The sequence below is a fragment of the Bacillus sp. FSL R10-2201 genome (assembly GCF_038008665.1).
Classification (GTDB): domain Bacteria; phylum Bacillota; class Bacilli; order Bacillales; family Bacillaceae_G; genus Bacillus_A; species Bacillus_A mycoides.
The window spans coordinates 3,304,381-3,325,753 of sequence record NZ_JBBOZP010000001.1; the positions used below are offsets into that span (position 1 = coordinate 3,304,381).

A 21,373-nucleotide genomic window follows, 5' to 3' on the forward strand; every position below is an offset into this window, starting at 1 on the left:
TTTTTTAATAATATTTTTTAAACCGTCCTCATCAAAGGCATTATAGGTTCATCATAATTTACGAGAGCATAAGCAGTTGCACATTATGAACTAGTACTAGCAGAAGAGGTTGCTGCAGATGAAGCGGCAATCGTTGCTATCATAGCTGCCTGTTGTGCTTGTATGAGGACTTCTATCATTGTTTGTAAACCTGTGTTGGTAGCTTTACTTTCCTCACCTTTCTGACTTACGAACAGTTGAATAGCAATAAGAATATTCGTATCTGTATGCCAACGGAATAATTTCTCCCCCTGCAATTTTTCAATGAATGCTCGAATAGAATGAATCTCTTTTTCTCCATCCTCAAGTAACGCTAGTAGCCCGATAGCTGGATAATGCATCTGTTTCACTTTTACCTTTTCTTGTTTTAACAACTTCCAAATGCTTGTACATGTTGCAACTAACATTTCTTCACGGACATCCTTCTTTAGTGAGAGGATATGACTTAAAAACTGAAGATCATTCCCTTTACGCAAACCAGCTTTCGCTAGTTTCTGATACAGACGTTCCACTCGGTCCATAAGTGTTTCTACATTCTCTGATTGTCCTGCTAGTAAAACCGCGAGCGGATAATCATTTGTACCTGTAAGAAAAAGATGATCCTCTTTCATCCGTTTATATACTTGCATCGAACGCTGAATGTGCGTGCCATGCTGTTCATTTTCTTCTGTTAAAAGCACAGCTGCTGCGAGATAAGTAAATATACTCCGGCTAAAGCCACCAGCGACCAATTGTTCATATAAATCTAAAAACCTCCGAAAAGCTTCCTTGTAATTTGTAAAGTGAATATCTAATGTTGCGGCCACCACAAAGCGATGATAAGACTTTAAGTATGAAAACATCCCTACCTGATTCTTAATATAACTACTAATTTCTAAAAAACGTCCGAGATCAAACAGTTTATCACTACCTGCATACATAGCAGCAATCATCATACCTGTTCGAGAATCACTCGTTTTCCATTTTAGTTCTCCCTTTAACTGTGCATATGTATATGTGTATTGCTCCAACTTTTGTTCCAATGTAATCATAGTATTCCCCCATTTTCTAGTTCCTCTCTTTTATTATACGTATATTCCATATTTAGGAATACCCTATTTCATACAGATTTTGCAACCTTATACTTTCTTCTGTATTATTTTCAATATTTTTCTATTAAGTAATACAAAAAAAATAATAACTACCATAAAATTTAGGATGTTTCTTTATCCTAATTGGTTGGTTTTCTTTCCTTCTTCATCAGCATCACGATGATTAGCGTTCATAATCCTTAATCCTTCAAGAAGTTCAACAACAAAAAAGGATAGATAATAAATTATCTACCCTTTTTTGTCTATATATTATTTAACATTACCAAAAACTAAAGAGCCTTAATAATACGTTCCATCGCCTTCATTTGCCCAATATGGTCTGCTTCATGATAAAGCATCATACCGTAAAGCTCTCCAACTGTTTCCAACCCTAAAAATGGCTCTGGAAGTTTATTTTCAAATGCTTCTGCTGGAATTTCTTGAATGCGCTTCGCTTGTTCTTTTAATTGAACCGTTAACACTTCTAATGATGGCCCTTCTGTTTTCCATTTAGATGGTCTTGATCCATACCCAAACATACCTGGATATTCAGTTGGTAATTGTTTAAATTCTCTTCCAAACATGAAAGTTTCTGCCGCCGTTAACACGTGACCGATATGCCAGCGAATTGTATTGTTAAAGCCCTCCGGCTGCGTATCCGCAGTTTTATCATCTAACGTTTCCATAAATTGAAGTAATGCCCCACGCGTTATTTCAAATTGTTTTAAACCAATTATTCTATTCATTTTATCGTCTCCTTTTTTATGTACAATTTATTATGAACTAAGGATGTTAAACTTATTAAAGTTTCACCTTGTTTAATCTATCAGAAACAATTAAGAAAAACATCTAATATGCTTAGTAAAAATAATAAAAGGTTCACCCCTCGTAAATATAGAATTACTTACTACACAAATAGTTTAGTAAATAAAAGAGGAGTGTAGTTGCATGTTACATGTTTTAAAACAGCAATATAATCTTATTAGCTCTACAAGAGAAACTCTATTTTCGTTTTTAGAAGAAATCCCACGAGAAAAATTGCACAGCACAGTTCCTAATTTCGGAAGCGGTAGCATTATGAAGACGCATATTCATGTAGCCGATTGCTATCGATACTGGCTTGGAACATTCGCATTTAACCAAAAACGAGCAGATTTCTCATTTGCTAGCGATTATGAAATTGAACATGCAGATGTCACACAAGTCCGTGCTAGATTTAAGATAGTAGATGAGACTGTACAACGCTTTTTAGATGAATACAATGACCGGTGGCTCGAAAATATAGCAAATGAAGTGAAATGGCAAAAAGAACCTTGGAGCACAACTCCACTATGGCTTTTAACTCATACGGAGACACATGAATTTCATCATAAAGGCCAAATTGTATCAATGACTCGTCACCTTGGATATACTCCTCCTGACACAGACCTTAGTTAATTCAATTGTTCTAACAAATGAATTACTATAACTGTCGTTAGCATTGTTTATGTATACGGAAAGGCTCTTCATTCTTTTTGATATTGTTTATAGTTTTGCAAATTTTTTTACGGCACAAACTTGTATTATATTTTAATTATGTTTGTGTCGTGTTCTTATTAATTAGTTTCATATCCATAAAAAATATATTAATATGTTTCCTTTTATTATTTCAGTTACCTAATCAATAAGAGGTTCTTTCTTTTTATTATGACTTTATACACGATAAATACGAAAATTCCGAAAATAAAAGTTGAAAATGCTGGTAACACTTTATCATTTGGCACGTACACACTCCAAAAAGAATTAAGAAGCGCATGAAAAATTAGACACATAAAAATACTTTTAGTTGCGTTAAAAATTGTAGTTAATAAGAAAGATACGGCAATTGTCGTAATTATAAAGGCTATAAAATCCCTTTGAGTTTGATTCGTGCCTGGAATAAACCATAACGGCCAGTGCCAAATAGCCCATATAACACTCACAATAACCGTACTAAAAAATGCCGAATTTTTTTTCTGAAGGGCAGGTTGTAAAAATCCTCTCCATCCAATTTCTTCAAGACCACCACCAACGATCATTGTTGGAAAACTAAGTAATGCCACGTATAATGGTTTTTGCATCGTTGCTCCACCAAATATCGTTGGAAGATAACAGCTAATAAAAGCTAGAACAACGATTAGAACATACCATACAAAGTGATGCCTAGGATTAACAATATTTTTAATAAACACTCTGAACTCTTCTTTTGATCCATATTTTTTCTTTAAACTAGTTGCAACGATTGCCGGCATGATTCCCCCGAAAACAAATAATATCATCGCTAGCGGTGTACCAAATGTCGTAATGTTTAATTTTATTAAGCTAATTAATAACCCCCATAGTATCCATGTAAATATAAAAGTTCGTATTACATATCGTTTAATCTCATTCCCCATTTACTTGCCTCCTTTATTTTAATTAGAGCATAAATTTAGAGATATGAAAATCACTTATGCTAAATTATTCCAAAACATTAAAGGAACCTCCCTACTCTATCAGGCTTTTCTGGATAGGCCGACTCCTACCTACTTTGCTTCGGTCAAGGTTCGAAGTTGGAGTCTCACTATCCGTTAATACGGGATAAACAAACAAAAAGAAGGAGCATGTTTTGAGAACCAATCAAAACATGCTCTTGTAAAGTGACAATAACGTTATTTAATTCTTGTTTAACTACGGTGCAAATTAGTGGGAAAGGCTTATTTTCCACTAAAAATATTTATAAAAAATTCATGTTCATTTAAAAGTGGAATGATAAGCAATAATAATAGTATTATCAAAAAACTTGTTGATACATTTTGTTGTGTATAAAACTTTTATTATTTGTTTTAGGTATACCATACCATTATAAAATTCATGTAACATCAAATTAAGATACATACTTTTCAAACAATACACAAAATAAAACTCTTCTTCAATGTATATCAAAAATATTTATATACTCTATCACCAACCTTAAGGAGAAATTTATAATGAGATTAGAGAGTGAAAGAATTTATTTAAGGCCCCTTTGCGAGCTAGATGCGCCCATTATATTAGAAAGTACAATGGATGAAGAAATAAGATATATGACTGGAACCAAGCCTACTTTTTCATTGGAGCAAATTAAAGCACATATAGATAATATAAATAATGATTCAAATCGCTATGATTTCGCTATTTGTTTAAACAGCACTGACGAAATGATTGGAGAGTTATCGATTTTAGATATCGATGAGGAGAACCAAAGAGCTGGATTCAGAATATCTATGCTTTCTATTTCATTAACAGGGAAAGGCTACGGAACTGAAGCTATGAAAATAGTTTTAAGATTTGTTTTTGAACAACTCACATTCAATCGTTTACAGTTAGAAGTATTTAGCCATAATTTACGTGGAATTAGAGCTTATGAAAAGGTTGGGTTTGTAAAAGAAGGAACCTTACGTCAATCCTTATTTTATAATGATACGTACTCGGATGAAATTATTATGGCAATACTTAAAAATGATTATAAAAATATGCTATAAAGAACCGATACTTGTTTCATCCAAGTATCGGTTCTCTCTATACAAAAGTGCCATTTTTTCTTACATATAAAACAAATATTTCTCCACTTAATTCCTTGCAAAATACTCCCTCGTCACCTCAATAAATTGCTGTAACGGCGCTGTCATCCATTTATCTTTATGCCAAGCAATTTGCGTATAGATCGGAGTGATTGTATTCTTTAAGACTAATTCCTTTATCGTTCCTTCTCGTATATCTTTTTCTACTACTATCGCTGGTAACACAGCTATACCTAAATCCGCAATGACACATTGTTTTATTGCCTCGACACTAACAAATTCAATCTTATTTGCTGGGTATACATCTTCCGCACGAAATAACTCTTCAAATAAAGTCCGATACGAGCAACCTAGTTCTGTTAGTAAAAGTGTTTCGCTTTCTAAATCTTTTGTAGAAACGGAAGGTTGTTCACGTAAACGATGCGTAGGAGCAGCTACTACTTTTAATTCTTCTTTCATAAGTGGCTCCACATGTAACACATCCTCTGTTTTACATTCGTCCAAAATAAATACAAGATCTACTTTCCCCTCCATCAATTGTTCCTTCGCATCTTTATTGGAATGTGCAGGTTTAAATATAAGCTTTATTTGGGGAAATTGTGCTTTAAATTTCTTTAATATAGATGGAAGCCTATATGTACATTGACTTTCTTGTGCACCGATTATTAACGTACCCGCTATTTCCTCATCATCTTTCACAGCCATTTTCGCTTCGTTACTGAGTACAATCATCTTATCAGCATATAGTTGAAACTTCCTGCCTGCTTCAGTTAAGAAAAGACGTTTTCCTAATCTTTCAAATAATGGCGTACCTAGCTCAGCCTCTAACGTTTTAATTTGCGCCGTTACACTCGATTGAGCAAAGTTCAATTTCTTCGCAGTTTGCGTAAAGTTCAAAGTGTCCGCTGCTACTTTAAATGTAATTAATTGTTTTATCTCCATTTATCATCCCTCTTTTCAATCGGTATTTTCGATTGATTTCATCGAAATAATCCTCTTTGTCTATTGATATTTGTATTGTATGATAAATATCATCGACAAACAATAAAATGGAGGTATTCCATATGAAAGCACTTTGTTTCGAACAGTTTGGAAGTCCAGATGTACTACAATATAAAGAAATACATGATCCAATCACAAATCCAAATGAAGTTCTTGTTCGCATGCAAGCAATCGGTTTAAATTTCGCTGATATTTATAGACGCCGTGGCGATTATCATCTCGCTGGTAACCCGCCTTATATATTAGGTTATGAAGGCGCTGGTATTGTTGAAAAAGTAGGAGCTAACGTTACTACTATCAATCCCGGAGACCACATTGCATTTGCTGACGTTCCATTCTCAAATGCAGAATTAGTTGCCGTTCCATCTGAAAAAGCAATTACACTTCCAGACTCTATTTCTTTTGAAACAGCCGCTTCTGTCTTATTACAAGGATTAACAGCACATTATTTAACGAAAGATAGCTATCAAATAAAACAAGGCGATATAGCTTTAGTACACGCTGCAGCTGGTGGCGTTGGTCAACTTCTCGTTCAAATGATTAAACTACTGGGCGGAACAGTAATCGGTCTTACATCATCAAAAGAAAAAGCACAAGTAGCTACGTTAGCTGGTGCTGATCACGTATTTTTATATACTGAAGCATGGCATACGAAAGTACTTGAGGTGACTAATGGTGCCGGAGTAAATGTTGTGTATGAATCAGTAGGTTCTACACTCGTGGAAAGTTTTAACGCTACTAAAATTGGCGGTACTGTCGTATTTTACGGAATGGCCGGCGGTAATCCTATACCTGTAGATCCACGTATGCTTATGGATACTTCAAAGACTTTAACAGGTGGAGACCTTTGGAATGTACTTACTACTTTTGAGGAACGTAAGCAGCGCTCCGCTCAATTATTTGATTGGATTGCTAGTAGAAAATTAAACATCGCGAGTCCTACTACATTCTCTTTACAAGATGGTGCTCTTGCACATGAATTATTAGAGAGCCGAAAAAGTACTGGGAAGATTTTATTAATTCCGTAATCTTTACAATAAAAAAAAGAAAAGATAAGCATATAAAAGAGCATCGATTCCGATGCTCTTTTAGTATGGAATTTTGTTAGTTTCTTTTTATTCCAGTAATTTTCGGCTCATCATATGAAATAATGTCGATGATATGGTTCAAACAAGGAATTTGATAGTGAACGAACTGCTCTTCAGGAAATATAAATTCAGCAATTGTTCCTGCTTTAACAAAATCCAAATATCTTGATTTTGAGTAAACTCTAAAAATTCTACCTTCTGAAATTTCGTAGTCATCCATTACAGTAAACGATTCATTAGTAACGGAGTAAGCAATATACGATTCAAAATCCAATTGCACAATTGGCAGATTGTCATCAACATCAATGGATGATGCTTCTATTTCAACCTCATCTTTAATTTTCATAAGTCCCTTAGTTTTATTAACTTTGCACCTATCAATAAGTACCCTCAATAAATTTTCTTCAGGTTCAAACAATTTGTTTAAATATATATATCCTTTAAATTCCATCAAATCTTGAAAATCCATTATTCCCTCATTTTGAAAATCTAAAAGGAATCGTAATACACCCTGTTAAATTTCCACACTTTCTTTCCCTTTTGCAACATAACTCATATCTCCAACCGATTCTACTGTATATTCCCCATCTTGATATACAACTTTCGTTACACTTGCATTCTCTACTCCCAGTTTTGTTTTACTACTGTCTAACATTTCTATTAAGGCAGTAATCAAAAGCCCATGAACGACAACTAAAACGTTGCCACCTCCATTTTTAGCAGCTTCTTCACTAATTTTATCAATCTCTGTTTTTATGCGAGTAGAAAATAATTCCCAATCTTCCGCTTGTTTCGTAGGGTCTGCTGCTCTAATAAGATTAATCACTTCTTGAATAGAGAACTTCATAAGTTCTTCTGGTGATGCAACGCCTGCAGCTTTTCCAACCACATCCCACATATTTTCAAGTTTTTCACCTTCAAAAATACCAAAATTTAATTCTCGTAATTTTTTTCTTTTCTCAAGTTTTAACTTTGATTGCTCACTATATTTTAATACTAAATTAGCAGTTTCAATCGCTCGGCCGCTATCACTACTATATGCATTCATAAAATGAACATCTTTTAATCCCGTTCCTAAATTAGAGGCAACTTCCACACCTTTTTCTACTAACGGGGAGTCTGCCCAGCCTTGCGCGCGATGATTCGTATTTAATATTGTTTTTCCGTGTCTTGTAACATATAACGTAACTACATTCTCATTGCTATCTGTTTCTCGATTCTTCATCATATTCTCTCCCTTTACATTTCTATATCAATTTTACCACCTTAATTATTCATTGAGCAAAATATACGTAAGTGAATCGTCTTAATAAAAAAGCTACCTTTCTGTATATCCCTACAAAAAGATAGCATCTTTTATGATTATTCCTTAACCGATACTCCTACTCAGCAAAAGCACTCGAATATTGTACAATTCCTTCTACACCTTCAAGAGCATTTTCTGTTAATTCCATTACCATAAACACTTCTTCAGGTACTTCAAATGGTGCTTTTATATTCCACTCACTTGCTTTTTTAAATCCGAATTTCGGATAGTACTCTGGATGCCCTAATACTACAACTGACCCGTATCCTAATTCTTTCGCTTTTTCTAAAGCAGCCGTGATAAGCTTTCCACCAATTCCTTTCTTCTGATGGCTTGGTGCTACTGAAACTGGTGCAAGTGCTAATGAATCTACAGTAGTCCCATCTTGTTCTATTGTAATTTTCGATAACATAATGTGACCGACTGTTTCCTTATCTACCGCAACGATAGATAACTCCGGAATAAATGCGTCACATTCTCTAATACGTTTTACAAGTTCATGCTCTTTTTTATCACTAAATTCTTCATTTAAAAATGCCTCTTTTACAACTTCTTCTGTCTTTCTATAATCATTTTTTTGTTCTTGTCTAATCGTTACCATTCTATATTATCCTCTATTCTTTCTTATTTCTTTTTCAATTTTACGAAGCGCTTTTTTCGATCCGCGCTCAATATCATGCTGCATTTTTCTTTCTTTATAATCGACAAATAGTATATTTAAATCATATCCTTCTGGGTATAATTCTTTCGCCGCTACCTCTAAAGTAATACGTTTTACATTCACTTCAACGAATTCACCGTTATAATATACAACAACATTATAGAAATTATCTTTTTCCTTATATACAATCCCGAAATCGTTATGATCTAACAAATTCACACGGTCGCCAATTTTATATTCATAGTCATTTTCTCTTTTTTCTTGCACGAATTTCGGTTTTCTAATTTTACTTTCATTCACTTTTTCTATAGCGTATTCTTTATTTCCCATATACTCTTTCGCTCTTTGCAGTACATGTTCTTTTACATTCATTTTATTTGCAATCCAAAGTGCATTGCTTTCACCAGATTTACCGATCACTAATTTATAAAGAGGCTCCAATGTCTCACTATTAAATTGCATTGCTGCGTTCATAAAATCACCGTGCATTTCTGAAAATCGTTTTATTTCACCGTAATGCGTACTCGCAATTGTAATACATCCCGATAGATAAAACTCTTCTAAAATAGATATCGCAAGAGCCGCACCTTCATTTGGTTCTGTGCCGCTTCCTATTTCGTCAAATAGTAGTAATGTATTATTATTTGACATCCTCATAATCTCGGATAGATTTTTCATATGCGATGAGAATGTACTTAGTGCATTTTCAATACTTTGATTATCACCAATATCTACAAATACGTTGTCAAAAATAGCAATTTCCGTTTCTTTATCTCCAGCGATGTGCAGGCCTGACATTGTCGCTAATGTTAACAATCCGATTGTTTTTAACACAATCGTTTTCCCGCCCGCATTCGGTCCTGTAATAATTAAACTTCGGTAGTTTTGACCGATTTCAAAGTTTAATGGTACTATTTTCCCACTTAAAAGCGGATGCTTACAATTCACTAAATGAATGTAGCCATGATCATTTAATTTCGGCTCTATTCCATCGATTGATTTACTAAACTTCGCTTTCGCAAATACCATATCATATTGACTAATCAATTCCATATTAATTTTTATATGATAAATATTTTCTAATACCATTCCTGATAAAGTCGCTAAAATTTGATACTCTTCCATCGCTTCTTCTGCTTTCAAACTTGCGAGCTCCGCATTTAACTTTGTAACCGTATGTGGTTCTATAAATACAGTAGAACCTTTAGCGGAAGCTTCAACAATACTTCCCGCAACTTGATTTTTATAGGTAGATTTGATTGGAATCGTATAGCGATCATCCTTTTTACTAATAAAGAATTCCTGAATATACTTCTTATTTGCACTACTATTTAAAAATTTTGTTAAACGTTCTTTTATTTTTCCATCTACAGAATCAATGTTATTTCGAATTCGTTTTAACTCTTTACTAGCAGCTGCATCAATGCCATTTCCTTTAATCGAAAAGTTAATTTCTTCTTCGATACTTTTAAATTCAGACATTGAATTTGCATACGAAGATAATACTGGCGCAAAGAATTCTTTATCTAGCATAAACTTTTTAATCTTTCGGCACCCACGTAAAAAGTCTGAAACGCTCACTAACTCTGCTGGATCTAAAATCATCCCTTTTTCTAATTTTTGAATTGTACTAGCGATATTGGAAATTCCGAAGAAAGGAACATGCCCTTCTGCATCTACTATAGCTCGTGCTTCTGTCGTTTCATTTAAGCGATTTCTCACTACTTTTATACTCGTACTCGGCTCTAATTTATTTAATAATTCCTTACCTAATCCACTTATACAATATGATTTCACTATTTCCATTAATTCGTTATATTGTAACTTTTCAAAAGTCATCGTATTCATTTTGTTTCTCCTCACTATGATTGATTTATATCATAAATGAAGATACCTACTCATTAGATTCCAATGAGTTCTACATTATTCAATTACCATTTTTATACATCATAAATATATACAAAAAAGCTGCGGGGATACCGCAGCTTTTACATTTACAAGGCATGAGTAATAACATATGAGGAAATAAGCCATAAAAACGGATGGCACTCCCCTTATTACACGCTTTATAAAGTATTGTAGGTATCTTCATAGGTTTCGAAATAAATGCATGACAAAATTAGGGGTATGATATACATAAAAATCCCCTGGTCTTATCCGATTTATTTCATTAAATTTTTCCTATTTAGTACCTACCGCACTCACAAAAAGCACCTCTCATTAATTTATATTTTATGTTCATTGAAATCTAATTTATTGAAATCATCATACTATATGTTTTGTAAGAAGTAAAGGTGTCAGACTATTGCCTTTCACACCTGAGGAAGGTCAATTTTTTCGGATAATGCTTTTTTCATTTTGTAGACTGTAAAACTTTCATATAATTAGCCTTTTTCTCAAGGGTCTTTTTCGCATCTTCAGCCGTTAATATATAGTCTATAGCAATATTTTTTAATACATCCTTATTAACGTCTGGCAGCTGAATCGTTATATCTTCCACACTACTCTTATTATTATCAATTGTTTTATTAAATTCCTGAATACTTCTTGCAGCCTCCGCTAATTTTTCCATATGTGAAGGATTATTTACATCTAAAACAGTATCACTTCTAAAAACTGCCGTATAATACTGCTTCAATTTTTTCTTCGCTATTTCTTTCTCAGCATTTTTATCGAAAACAGTATCCCCTGTCTGCATTTGATCAAAATTAATTATAGTGTTATTCCCTTTCTTCCCATAATATTTATTAAATTTTTCTTGTAAATCATTTGTTTCCTTTTTTATTTTATAGTTATCATTATTTACTTCTGGAGAGATTTGTCCATCGAAATAAAGTTGAAATTGCAAATACGGTTCATCTACTTGCTGCACAAAAGCTATCCGTCCCTTTGGACCAAGGAAATCCTTTCCATTATCCAGTGTTTCAACTTGGTTTAGTTTAACAGAAATACCATACTCCGATTTTGTATAACTTTGTGCTTTTTGTTCAATTTCTTCATTCGATATATCACATGATGTTAATAGGAATAAACTAAACATTATGATATATATCATTTTTGTTTTTTTCATCTTGCGTCTCCTTTTGCTACTACTGCCTATACAGAAATGTCCTTATGGATTTTAAATTACGATTTATATAAAGAACTTCTTCTAATAACCGCTACATCAAATTGTCTTCGCTGACTTGAATAATAAAAACTCATCATCTTGCTTTAGAAAGCCCTAATAACCACAAGTGTAAAAACACCCATTTGTTATCGCTTTACAATCATAGTGTAATTTTACAATATAATCATTTTATCGTAAAGCAAATATAACATCTATTAAAATCATGTTAAAAACATACTAATATTTAGTTCTATAGCAATCACAGTACGGTTTTTATTGTATCAACTTTAAAGTAATAACTTTAATTTCGTTGCGAAAAAATTAAATAAGCGCCTCCGCTATTGCGAATGTCATTTACTTTCCCTAATACATTTAATAATTATGACAAGCAATCATAGGAGGTTACTATATGAGCAAAGAAAATATTATTTTACATGGACCTGCTCTTGAACCAAATTTAATTGGCCCCACACTTCCACCAATTCCACCATTTACATTCCCAACCGGACCTACTGGAATCACAGGACCTACCGGTGCGACAGGTTTTACTGGAATTGGAATAACTGGTCCCACTGGGATTACAGGACCTACTGGAATTGGAATAACTGGTCCTACTGGTGTTACAGGAATTACTGGAATCGGAATAACTGGACCTACCGGCGCTACAGGAATCGGAATAACCGGTCCCACTGGAGCGACCGGTTTAGGAATTCTCCCGGTATTTGGAACAATAACTTCTGAAGTAGGTATCGGTTTTTCAGCAGTAGTTAATACAAATGTTAATTTGACAATTCCAGGACCTGTTAGTGGAACTACTCTAACCCCAGTAGACAACTCCATTACAATTGATACCACTGGTGTGTACTCTGTATCTTTTTCAATTGTATTTGTGATACAAGCTATTTCGTCTAGTATATTAAACCTTACAATAAATGATTCCATTCAATTCGCCATTGAAACACGAGTTGGTGGTGGTTCTGGGGTAAGAACTACATCCGCTAGAACTGATCTATTACCTTTAAACCAAGGAGATGTCCTTCGAGTACGAATAAGAGAAGCCACGGGTGACATTATTTATTCCAATGCATCTCTTGTTGTTTCAAAAGTCGACTAGTTCATTTATTAAAATAAAGATTTAGGAATGATATCAATGTAAAAAGAAGAGGAAACTTATATTTCAGTCTACCTCTTCTTTTCATCACCAATTTACCGCTGAACATATATGGAAACTGAGCCTCCACTTACATGGAATTGCCCCCATCCGTCCTTATTAATTGTTACAGTATTTGTTTGATTACCCGTAATATCGTACCATACTTCCCCAGCGTTATTCTTTCCAACATCCATCCACTTTGATCCTCCTGGTCCGTCCGAGAGTAATGTCGCTAAACCAGAATTAGCATGTACACCATCGCCTTCTCTTGTCCAGCCAATCACATCTGGATGGTCTAAATAATCACGCTGCGTACCATATGCAAAGTTTTTTCGTGCCGTCAAAATTGGATCAATTTTATCTTTTAACGCTGGAATTTCATAACTACTATTTCCGCTTGTCCCATAGTAATCACCATAGAAAACTGAAGGATAGCCCTCTGCACGAGTTAAAATAAATGCATATGCCAGCGGCTTAAACCACGGACTTACTACAGATTCCAATGACTGCCCAGGCTGAGAATCATGATTCTCAACGAGAGTAACTGCGAGTGCAGGGTGATTTTTCATTACTGTTCCATTTAAAATATTTCTCATATCATAATTCCCATTTCCTGTTGAAGCATAATGAAAATTGTAATGAAGCGGTGCATCAAACACAGATTGATTATAATTGACTTTCGCTAAATAATTGTTTAAAGCCTGAACATCATTTTGCCAATATTCAGCTACTGTAAACATTTCTTTCCCCGTTTGCTGTCTGGCATGATTTACCCAATCGCGTAAATATTCATGATCAATATGTTTAACAGCGTCCAAACGAAAGCCATCTAAATTTAATTCATTCGCATACCATGTTCCCCAATTTTTCATCTCATTCGCAACATCAGGATGATCAAAATCAAGATCTGCATACATCAAATAATCATAATTTCCATTTTCGCTAGACACTTCCCAATCCCACGCTTTATCTACACCCCTAAATTTATAAATTCGATTTAATTTCCTTCCTTCATCCCAATCCGTTCCGTCAAAATGATACCATTTCCATTTGAAATTAGAATAAGCATCTCCGCGCCCTGGAAAATTAAACCCCGTCCATGCACTAATTTGATAATCACCTGATACTTCAATATTTCGATTGTTACGGTCTACCTCAACAGCTGTTACGGTTTCAGTATAATCAGCCCCACCTTTATGATTCATAACTACATCACCGTATACGTCGATGTTTTGCTTATGTAAAGCGTCAATTGCAGATTTCAACTGTGCTTTTGTCCCATATTTCGTCCGCACCGTTCCTTTTTGATTGAACTCCCCTAAATCATATAAATCATAGGCCCCATACCCTACATCATTTTGCGAAGTCCCTTTATATGCAGGTGGTATCCATACAGATGTGATTCCTTTATGAGCTAAACTTTCAGCATCGGAACGCAAACGATTCCAATGATTCCCATCATTCGGAGCGTACCACTCAAAATACTGCATTAATGTTCCATTGTTCACTGTTGCTGCTTCTGCCTTATTTCCCTCATATATATTAGGAAAAAGCAAAATAAACAATAAACAGACTACCGTAATCCTTTTCAACATATTTACACCATCCCTTTCAAGAAAACGTTTGCATAATTTATTAAAGTTATTATAATATTCGTTCTACAGTTAGTAAAGTAACAATCTTTTAATCTCTCACATTATTTTTCAAAATATGAATTCAACTATTCCACAAGTACCCCATATAGTTTAAAATTCACATCGGATTCAAAATTGTTTACAATTTATCTATAAAAGCATAACGGAGGGATTTCTATGACCGACTTTCAAAAACAATTTTTTGCAAGATTAAATATAGAAGAAAAACACAAAGTTTCATTTGAAGATTTACCTAACATTATGTACGCAATGGCACAAACTGTCCCTTTTGAAAACTTAAATATTCTCGAAAACAACTTTAAAGAAATATCAAAAGAAAATCTAAAAGAAAAAATTTTAATAAACAACCGTGGCGGCCTTTGTTATGAATTGAATCCGGCTATGTATTACTTCCTTAAAGACTCTAAATTCGATGTCCATCTCGTTTCAGGAACAGTTTATAACGCTGCAAATTCTATATGGGCTGTAGATTCAGGGCATATCGCAACTGTTTTACAACATCATAATGAACTTTACTTAATTGAAGTAGGTTTCGGATCATATTTACCCCTTTCCCCTGTTCCTTTCTCAGGTGAGATCGTTCATTCTGTAACAGGCCACTATCGTATTCGTAAAGAAACGACTGAAAAAGGTAATTATATTTTAGAAATGCGTAAAAGCAATGAGTTTCTAGATCAATCTTCTACTGATGATTGGACAGTAGGTTATGCATTTTACTTGGAAGAAGTGGATGAAACGAAAGCAAATGCAGCACAAAAAATTATTGTTGAACATGAAGGTTCACCATTTAACAAAGTACCTCTTGTTGTAAAACTTACTCATGACGGGCACGCATCATTAACAAAAGATAGCCTTACAGTAACGAAAAATAGAAATAAAACAAAAGAAACAATTACAAAAGAGCAATATACAAACCTCCTTCATTCAACGTTCGGCATTACATTATAACTTTTAAAGCCTCGCCATTTCCGGCAAGGCTTTTCATTTTCCAGCAGGGATTTTTTGCAATTTGTTGTATTTCATAGTTATATAGGAATATAACTACATATTTAGAAAGGAAATGATTATGACTGAACTTAAAGATCGACTACAAGTAGCTGATAAAGAAAAATGGGATTTAACGGATATTTATCATACAATTGAAGATTGGGAAAGCGATTTTCATAAAATTGAAGTATTAACGAATGAATTACACAAGTTTAATGGAAATATTCATGACGGCAATAGTTTATTAGCTTATTTAACAAAGAGTGAAGAAATATCTAGCATAATATCTTTAATGTTCGCTTATGCACGATTACAATCTGATCTTGATACACGCGATACTGACGCTCAATCCCTTGTCGACAAAATATCACAATTACACGTGAAAGTAAGTGCGGCTAAATCTTTCTTTTCTCCATTCTTACTTAGCGTAGATGAAAACACATTATATTCTTACATAGAAGAAACCGAAGGCTTACACTATTATAAAGAAGACTTATTTGAGCTATACCGTTATAAAAAACACGTTTTGAATAAAGACCAAGAAGAGATTTTATCACAAATGGGTGAAGCACTCTCCTCCCCGCAGCATACATTTGGCATGTTAAATAATGCAGATATAATTTTTGGTGAAGTGACTACTGATGATGGAGAAAAAGTAAATTTAACACGTGGAATGTATTCAAAGCTAATAGAAGATGAGAATCGTGAGAAACGTGAAGAAGCCTATAAAGCTTATTACAAACCATACGTTCAATTAAAGAATTCTATCGCTTCTACTTTGTCCGCAGCTATTAAAAACAATGTTACTGTCTCAAAGCTACGAAAATATCCATCAGCTTTAGAAAAATCATTATTTGGCGACATGGTTCCGAAAGAAGTATATGAAAATTTAATTGAGACAACGAAAAAAAACATTCAATCATTACATACGTATAATGAACTTAGAAAAGAAAAATTAAATGTAGATGAACTAAGACAATACGACTTGAGTGTTGATTTAGTAAAAGGTGTAAAACAAGACATTACATACGACGAAGCGTTTGATATAATGATCGCGTCACTAGCTCCTTTAGGTAAAGAATATATCGAAACATTAAAAAACTTTAAAGATAAACGCTATATAGATGTGAGAGAAACACCAGGAAAACGTTCTGGCGCTTATAACTTTGGTGTATACGGTGTTCATCCTTTCATTCTTTTAAATCATCATGATGATTTAAATAGCCTTTTCACCCTTACTCATGAATGCGGGCACGGTATGCATACGCATTACTCACACGGATACCAACCAAGAATTTCTGCACACTATACTATCTTTGTTGCAGAAGTCGCTTCTACAGTAAATGAAGTGTTATTAATTCATTATTTATTAAAAGAAGCAAAAGAAACGAACGTACGTAATCATTTAATTAACTACTTTATCGATAGCTTTAAAGGTACTTTCTTTACACAAATCATGTTTGCAGAATTTGAAAAAATCACACATGAAATGGCCGAACAAGGTAAACCATTAAATGCCAAAGTCTTTAGTGAAATTTACGAAAACTTATTTAGAGAATATAATGGCGACTCTCTCGTATTTGACGAAGAAGTAAAATATGGCTGGTCTAGAATCCCTCATTTCTACCGTCCATTTTACGTATACAAATACGCAACTGGATTCGCTTCTGCCATTCAAATCGCCGATAAATTATTAAGCGGTGATCCAAATGCTCAGAAAAACTATATTGAATTCCTTAAAGGCGGAAGTTCTGACTATCCATTAAACCTACTGAAAAAAGCTGGCGTTGATTTAACTACACCAGAACCGATTGAAAGTGCATTAAATCGATTCACCCAACTTGTTGAAGAGTTTTCAGCATTATAGAAAAAAGCATGCAGATTATAGAATCTGCATGCTTTTTCATATAAAATATACATTTCATTTATTCACTTGTTGCTGCGTCACACAATGAATCATACCACCATACGCATACAGTTCATTTACATAAACACCGACAATTCTTCTTCCTGGAAACTGCCCTTCAATGATTTGAAGTCCTAACTTATCATGTTCATCACCGTATATAGGAACCAATACAACTTCATTTCCAATATAAAAGTTCAAATACGAGCCTTTACAGTCTGCCTCTTTTACCACTTTTCTTGTCACCGGTACTGGTATGAGCTGAAATGGATTTCCATCTATATTTCTCGCTTGTCGCAATTCTTGATAATGCTTTTCCTGCGCCTCCAAAAGGTACGACTCTCCTTCCCCAAAAGGATCATATTCATAAAGAATTGTATTTTCATTTACAAAACGCGCTGCCCCATCAATATGGTAATCTGTATCTTCATCATAATTATCCTCTCCGCGAATACCAGTTATCCATATAAAATTCGTTACTCCCAAATACTTCGTTAACTCTATTTCAATCTCTTCCTGATTTAGTGTAGGATTTCGATTTTCATTTATAATAGAAGTTTTTGCCGCCATTAAGGTGCCATTTCCATTTATCTCTATTCCTCCACCTTCTATACAGACACTAGATTTAACTTTTGGAATGCTATACATTTCACTTATTTTTTCCGGAATAACAGCATCATTTTCATACGGATATTTATCCCCCCAACCATTAAATACCCAGTGTGTTAAACAGAGATTGCCTTCCTTATCTTTTACAAAGATCGGTCCATTATCTCTTATCCAAACATCATCCGTTTCTTCAATTAAAAAATCAATTTTATCCATATCTACATTCGCTTCAATTAACTTCGATTGTACATGTACTTTTTCTTCCTCATCAAATACAACAATATGCACATTCTCACCGTAATGAAGCTCCTTTGCCATCGTTACCCAAATATCATCTAGCTTAGATCTGTAACCTTCACCTCTATGAGCTTTATCATGAGGCCATTGGAGCCATGTCCCCTCATGATTTTCCCACTCAGCAGGCATATAAAACAAACTATTTTCTATATTTCTCATACGTGTTCACCCCTTCTTCGAATGTAAGTTCAGTCTAAACTTTGACATCGTGTTAAGGTCAACAGAAATATATTAACTACTTCATAAACTGATTCTTTATTTTTCCTTGTGATACACTACTTCTCCTTGTAAAACCGTCACTAAAACTTTCGCATTCGGAATCTTATCGACACTCATTTTAGTAATATCTTCATTTAGCAATACCATATCGGCTGATTTACCTACTTCAATTGAACCAGTAATATTATCAAGGCCTAATGCTTTGGCGGGCTTAATTGTATAAGCATCAATAGCTGCATATATATCAGATAAGCCTTTCTCTTCAATACTTAACGCATTCGAAATTGTCACAAGTGGATTCAGTTCGTTTACGTCCCAATCACTACTAAGCGATACATTTGCTCCTGTTTTCCAAATGCGTCCTAACGGCATAATTCGTTTCATCTGTTGATTTGTAAAATACGCACTTGCCCAGCTTTGTTTAGGATCTTCTGCAAAATCATGACCTACTTGGAAATCAGCGCTAATACCTAACTTAGCAAAACGATTTATATCACTATCTTCTACCATTTCCACATGTGTAAGCGTATAAGGTTGATTCGCCCCTTCTTTTTTCGCTGCTTCAATTGCATTTAAACTTTCTCTTACTCCGCCATCTCCAATTGTGTGGATGAGTGCACCGTAACCAATTTTATTGAGTTCACTCAACCACCACTTCATTTTTTCTTCTGGAATATAGTTCAAACCGTACGGTGTTCCTTTAAACCACTCAAATTTATATTTTTCTAGTATTTTAGCTGTGCTGTTAATGCTAATTCCATCACTATACATCTTCACTTGATTAATAAGCATTCTAGATGATACATCATCACGCTTAATTTTTTTGAAATACTCCATTTGCTCTGCTTCATTTAAGTTCGGATATACCCACGGACGAAGTACTACTCGCGACGTTAACTTTTTCTCATCATTAACTTTATTCCAAACATCTAACCAGCCTCGTTTCCAATAAAGACGTCCATCGCCGACTGTAGTAATACCATTCTTCGCAACCTCATCTAAACCATCTAACAAACCTTCATAATTTTTTTCAAAGAGATTGGGCTGGGAATTCCATGCTTTTTCCATCACGATATCCCCTGCTGTATCATACAGAAGCCCGAAAGGTTCTCCTGTTTCTGGATCCCGGATGATTCTTCCGCCTTGCGGATCTTTCGTCTCTTTATTTATTCCCGCTACTTCCAATGCTTTTGAGTTAACCCATACAGAATGAGAAGTTCTTTCCATAATTAATACAGGGTTATTAGGAAATAACTCATCAAGAACTTGTAATGGCGTTTGTTGTTCTGATTTTTCGTCCATATCTTTTAACAGCTCTTCCAAACTAAATCCTGTTCCGCTTATCCATTCGCCATCTTTCACATCTTTTTTACAAGCCTTTAAATACGAGCGTTGTTCTTGCAGCGAAGCATCCGGTGAAACACTACAATTCCCTGCTGCTGGTGATTTCGCCTCAAATATATGATTGTGATTGTCCACAAAACCAGGAAGAATAAAACGTCCTTGTAAATCCACCACTTTCGTATCTTCATTTATAAATCCTTCTACATCTTTGTTTGAACCAACAAATGTAATTTTCCCTTCTTTAACGGCTACAGCCTCTACAATGTCTTGCTTGTCATTTGAAGTATAGATTGTACCATTTTTAAACACTACATTTTTTGGCAACTGATTTGGTAGAACGAGGCTACCATTCTCACCTTCTCCTACTCCAGGAGTACACGCTGAAAACCATGTCATACTTAGAATCAGACAAATAATCATGATTGTTCTTTTCATATTCTTTCTCCTTTTTATTATGATGAATTACTTACATAAATAGAATAAGGATTGACATAATGTTAATGTCAATCCTTATTCTCAGTCTATTTTCATAACTAAAAAACAAATTTGTGTCACATACTCCTCTACTAAACAATCACATTCAGGTCCCTTTATGTAGACCTCATATGGTGAACCATCTATTACATAACCATTTCTTTCAATCCATTTTTCTAACGCAATATAAGCGTAGCCTATATAGTCATAACTTCCATAATGCATAGTAGTAACGATTTGATGTGGATTTAATTTTTTTATTTCATATTCTTGTACTACATCTTTATTGTTCCCATGCATGACCGGAATCCTTAATTCAACATCACTTTCATTTGGAATATACTCTTCATCATAAAAGACCGTAGAGGGCGAACCGACCATTTGTAAGTTATGCTTTTGTACTTTTTCATATAAGTCATAAAAATAATCATCCATATCATCTATATTTATTTGCAGTCTTTGAGCAATTACTGTTATTTCATTTCTCATTCCAATAAATATATCGTAATTTCTATGACAAGCAGTATTTAAAGCATAATTCATATTTACCATTTCATTCATTTCTGAAATAACCTGTAAATTTTGTTTCACCTCTTGAGACAACTCTATAATTTGTGATTGCATATGTTTAATAAATGAATCTTGATCTGATGATTGAAGAATTATTTTGATTTTCGGTAAAGGAAACTTATACTCCCTTAGCTTTTTAATTTTCAGCGCTATTTCAAGCTGCCCTTGCTCATAATATCTATATCCATTTACCGGATTCACATATGCTGGTTTCAATATTTCCTCTTTATCATAATGCCTTAGCATCCGTGTACTCATTTTACAAATCCGCGAAAACTCAGTAATTGTATACATATAAATACCCCTTGAATACATTCTCTTATA

Annotated in this window: 18 protein-coding genes and 1 pseudogene; 6 read left to right on the forward strand and 13 right to left on the reverse strand. The window is 34.2% G+C overall.

What is annotated here, in order from left to right; all coding sequences use genetic code 11:
• Positions 1–83 precede the first annotated feature (83 nt).
• Together NSQ69_RS17095 and NSQ69_RS17100 are read right to left on the reverse strand one after the other, a co-directional pair.
• A pseudogene (locus NSQ69_RS17095) lies at positions 84–1,120 on the reverse strand (DUF4003 domain-containing protein).
• Positions 1,121–1,399: 279 nt separating this feature from the next.
• On the reverse strand, positions 1,400–1,855 hold the full coding sequence (locus tag NSQ69_RS17100) for a DinB family protein (RefSeq protein WP_002014205.1): 456 nt from the start codon (positions 1,853–1,855) through the stop codon (positions 1,400–1,402).
• Positions 1,856–2,057: 202 nt separating this feature from the next.
• On the opposite strand from NSQ69_RS17100, the gene NSQ69_RS17105 reads away from it, so the two are divergent.
• Positions 2,058–2,546 (forward strand): DinB family protein, encoded by a 489-nt coding sequence (locus NSQ69_RS17105; RefSeq protein ID WP_341099536.1) that lies wholly within the window; start codon positions 2,058–2,060, stop codon positions 2,544–2,546.
• Positions 2,547–2,761: 215 nt separating this feature from the next.
• Here NSQ69_RS17105 and NSQ69_RS17110 read toward each other — a convergent pair whose 3' ends face one another.
• A complete protein-coding gene (locus tag NSQ69_RS17110; protein ID WP_061689246.1) occupies positions 2,762–3,523 on the reverse strand; it encodes a CPBP family intramembrane glutamic endopeptidase in 762 nt (253 codons plus the stop codon).
• Between the two features lie 573 nt (positions 3,524–4,096).
• On the opposite strand from NSQ69_RS17110, the gene NSQ69_RS17115 reads away from it, so the two are divergent.
• Positions 4,097–4,630, forward strand: a complete 534-nt coding sequence (locus NSQ69_RS17115; protein ID WP_002190291.1) for a GNAT family N-acetyltransferase — start codon at positions 4,097–4,099, stop codon at positions 4,628–4,630.
• Between the two features lie 87 nt (positions 4,631–4,717).
• Here the strand turns inward: NSQ69_RS17115 and NSQ69_RS17120 are convergent, their stop codons facing one another.
• Positions 4,718–5,611 carry a LysR family transcriptional regulator gene (locus tag NSQ69_RS17120; protein WP_341099540.1) on the reverse strand — a complete coding sequence of 298 codons (894 nt, stop codon included), beginning with the start codon at positions 5,609–5,611 and terminating at the stop codon, positions 4,718–4,720.
• 122 nt (positions 5,612–5,733) lie between these two features.
• On the opposite strand from NSQ69_RS17120, the gene NSQ69_RS17125 reads away from it, so the two are divergent.
• Positions 5,734–6,699, forward strand: a complete 966-nt coding sequence (locus NSQ69_RS17125) for a quinone oxidoreductase family protein (RefSeq protein WP_341099542.1) — start codon at positions 5,734–5,736, stop codon at positions 6,697–6,699.
• A gap of 76 nt (positions 6,700–6,775) precedes the next feature.
• Here the strand turns inward: NSQ69_RS17125 and NSQ69_RS17130 are convergent, their stop codons facing one another.
• The 5 genes from NSQ69_RS17130 to NSQ69_RS17150 form a co-directional block, all read right to left on the reverse strand.
• A complete protein-coding gene (locus tag NSQ69_RS17130) occupies positions 6,776–7,228 on the reverse strand; it encodes a hypothetical protein (protein WP_002014201.1) in 453 nt (150 codons plus the stop codon).
• A 45-nt stretch (positions 7,229–7,273) separates the two neighbouring features.
• Complete coding sequence (locus NSQ69_RS17135; RefSeq protein WP_033708031.1) at positions 7,274–7,984, reverse strand: histidine phosphatase family protein; 711 nt, start codon at positions 7,982–7,984, stop codon at positions 7,274–7,276.
• Positions 7,985–8,141: 157 nt separating this feature from the next.
• The gene (locus NSQ69_RS17140; protein WP_002066533.1) at positions 8,142–8,666 is read right to left on the reverse strand and encodes a GNAT family N-acetyltransferase; all 525 of its coding nucleotides are present in this window, start codon (positions 8,664–8,666) and stop codon (positions 8,142–8,144) included.
• A 6-nt stretch (positions 8,667–8,672) separates the two neighbouring features.
• Positions 8,673–10,574: an endonuclease MutS2 gene (locus NSQ69_RS17145; protein WP_341099545.1), complete on the reverse strand. Its 1,902-nt coding sequence runs from the start codon at positions 10,572–10,574 to the stop codon at positions 8,673–8,675.
• A gap of 505 nt (positions 10,575–11,079) precedes the next feature.
• Complete coding sequence (locus NSQ69_RS17150; protein ID WP_002167882.1) at positions 11,080–11,796, reverse strand: hypothetical protein; 717 nt, start codon at positions 11,794–11,796, stop codon at positions 11,080–11,082.
• Between the two features lie 448 nt (positions 11,797–12,244).
• Between NSQ69_RS17150 and NSQ69_RS17155 the strand changes: the two genes are divergently transcribed.
• Positions 12,245–12,949 (forward strand): exosporium leader peptide-containing protein, encoded by a 705-nt coding sequence (locus tag NSQ69_RS17155; RefSeq protein ID WP_088265299.1) that lies wholly within the window; start codon positions 12,245–12,247, stop codon positions 12,947–12,949.
• Between the two features lie 92 nt (positions 12,950–13,041).
• On the opposite strand, the gene amyS is transcribed toward NSQ69_RS17155, so the two are convergent.
• Complete coding sequence (gene amyS / locus NSQ69_RS17160; protein ID WP_033729931.1) at positions 13,042–14,583, reverse strand: alpha-amylase; 1,542 nt, start codon at positions 14,581–14,583, stop codon at positions 13,042–13,044.
• A gap of 216 nt (positions 14,584–14,799) precedes the next feature.
• Here amyS and NSQ69_RS17165 point away from each other — a divergent pair, with 216 nt between their 5' ends.
• On the forward strand, positions 14,800–15,591 hold the full coding sequence (locus tag NSQ69_RS17165; RefSeq protein WP_341099547.1) for an arylamine N-acetyltransferase family protein: 792 nt from the start codon (positions 14,800–14,802) through the stop codon (positions 15,589–15,591).
• A gap of 118 nt (positions 15,592–15,709) precedes the next feature.
• Positions 15,710–17,497: an oligoendopeptidase F gene (pepF, locus tag NSQ69_RS17170; RefSeq protein WP_341099549.1), complete on the forward strand. Its 1,788-nt coding sequence runs from the start codon at positions 15,710–15,712 to the stop codon at positions 17,495–17,497.
• A 54-nt stretch (positions 17,498–17,551) separates the two neighbouring features.
• Here the strand turns inward: pepF and NSQ69_RS17175 are convergent, their stop codons facing one another.
• From NSQ69_RS17175 to NSQ69_RS17185, 3 genes are all read right to left on the reverse strand, one after another.
• Complete coding sequence (locus NSQ69_RS17175; RefSeq protein ID WP_002128422.1) at positions 17,552–18,601, reverse strand: agmatine deiminase family protein; 1,050 nt, start codon at positions 18,599–18,601, stop codon at positions 17,552–17,554.
• Positions 18,602–18,697: 96 nt separating this feature from the next.
• Positions 18,698–20,440: an amidohydrolase gene (locus NSQ69_RS17180; protein WP_341099550.1), complete on the reverse strand. Its 1,743-nt coding sequence runs from the start codon at positions 20,438–20,440 to the stop codon at positions 18,698–18,700.
• Between the two features lie 81 nt (positions 20,441–20,521).
• Positions 20,522–21,343 (reverse strand): MerR family transcriptional regulator, encoded by an 822-nt coding sequence (locus NSQ69_RS17185; RefSeq protein ID WP_341099552.1) that lies wholly within the window; start codon positions 21,341–21,343, stop codon positions 20,522–20,524.
• Positions 21,344–21,373 lie beyond the last annotated feature (30 nt).

Excerpts from the sequence above, each read along its gene's own strand:
- NSQ69_RS17100 (WP_002014205.1), bottom strand. The coding sequence starts at position 1,855 with ATGAATAGAATAATTGGTTTAAAACAATTTGAAATAACGCGTGGGGCA.
- NSQ69_RS17105 (WP_341099536.1), top strand. The coding sequence starts at position 2,058 with ATGTTACATGTTTTAAAACAGCAATATAATCTTATTAGCTCTACAAGA.
- NSQ69_RS17110 (WP_061689246.1), bottom strand. The coding sequence starts at position 3,523 with ATGGGGAATGAGATTAAACGATATGTAATACGAACTTTTATATTTACA.
- NSQ69_RS17115 (WP_002190291.1), top strand. The coding sequence starts at position 4,097 with ATGAGATTAGAGAGTGAAAGAATTTATTTAAGGCCCCTTTGCGAGCTA.
- NSQ69_RS17120 (WP_341099540.1), bottom strand. The coding sequence starts at position 5,611 with ATGGAGATAAAACAATTAATTACATTTAAAGTAGCAGCGGACACTTTG.
- NSQ69_RS17125 (WP_341099542.1), top strand. The coding sequence starts at position 5,734 with ATGAAAGCACTTTGTTTCGAACAGTTTGGAAGTCCAGATGTACTACAA.
- NSQ69_RS17130 (WP_002014201.1), bottom strand. The coding sequence starts at position 7,228 with ATGGATTTTCAAGATTTGATGGAATTTAAAGGATATATATATTTAAAC.
- NSQ69_RS17135 (WP_033708031.1), bottom strand. The coding sequence starts at position 7,984 with ATGAAGAATCGAGAAACAGATAGCAATGAGAATGTAGTTACGTTATAT.
- NSQ69_RS17140 (WP_002066533.1), bottom strand. The coding sequence starts at position 8,666 with ATGGTAACGATTAGACAAGAACAAAAAAATGATTATAGAAAGACAGAA.
- NSQ69_RS17145 (WP_341099545.1), bottom strand. The coding sequence starts at position 10,574 with ATGAATACGATGACTTTTGAAAAGTTACAATATAACGAATTAATGGAA.
- NSQ69_RS17150 (WP_002167882.1), bottom strand. The coding sequence starts at position 11,796 with ATGAAAAAAACAAAAATGATATATATCATAATGTTTAGTTTATTCCTA.
- NSQ69_RS17155 (WP_088265299.1), top strand. The coding sequence starts at position 12,245 with ATGAGCAAAGAAAATATTATTTTACATGGACCTGCTCTTGAACCAAAT.
- amyS (WP_033729931.1), bottom strand. The coding sequence starts at position 14,583 with ATGTTGAAAAGGATTACGGTAGTCTGTTTATTGTTTATTTTGCTTTTT.
- NSQ69_RS17165 (WP_341099547.1), top strand. The coding sequence starts at position 14,800 with ATGACCGACTTTCAAAAACAATTTTTTGCAAGATTAAATATAGAAGAA.
- pepF (WP_341099549.1), top strand. The coding sequence starts at position 15,710 with ATGACTGAACTTAAAGATCGACTACAAGTAGCTGATAAAGAAAAATGG.
- NSQ69_RS17175 (WP_002128422.1), bottom strand. The coding sequence starts at position 18,601 with ATGAGAAATATAGAAAATAGTTTGTTTTATATGCCTGCTGAGTGGGAA.
- NSQ69_RS17180 (WP_341099550.1), bottom strand. The coding sequence starts at position 20,440 with ATGAAAAGAACAATCATGATTATTTGTCTGATTCTAAGTATGACATGG.
- NSQ69_RS17185 (WP_341099552.1), bottom strand. The coding sequence starts at position 21,343 with ATGTATACAATTACTGAGTTTTCGCGGATTTGTAAAATGAGTACACGG.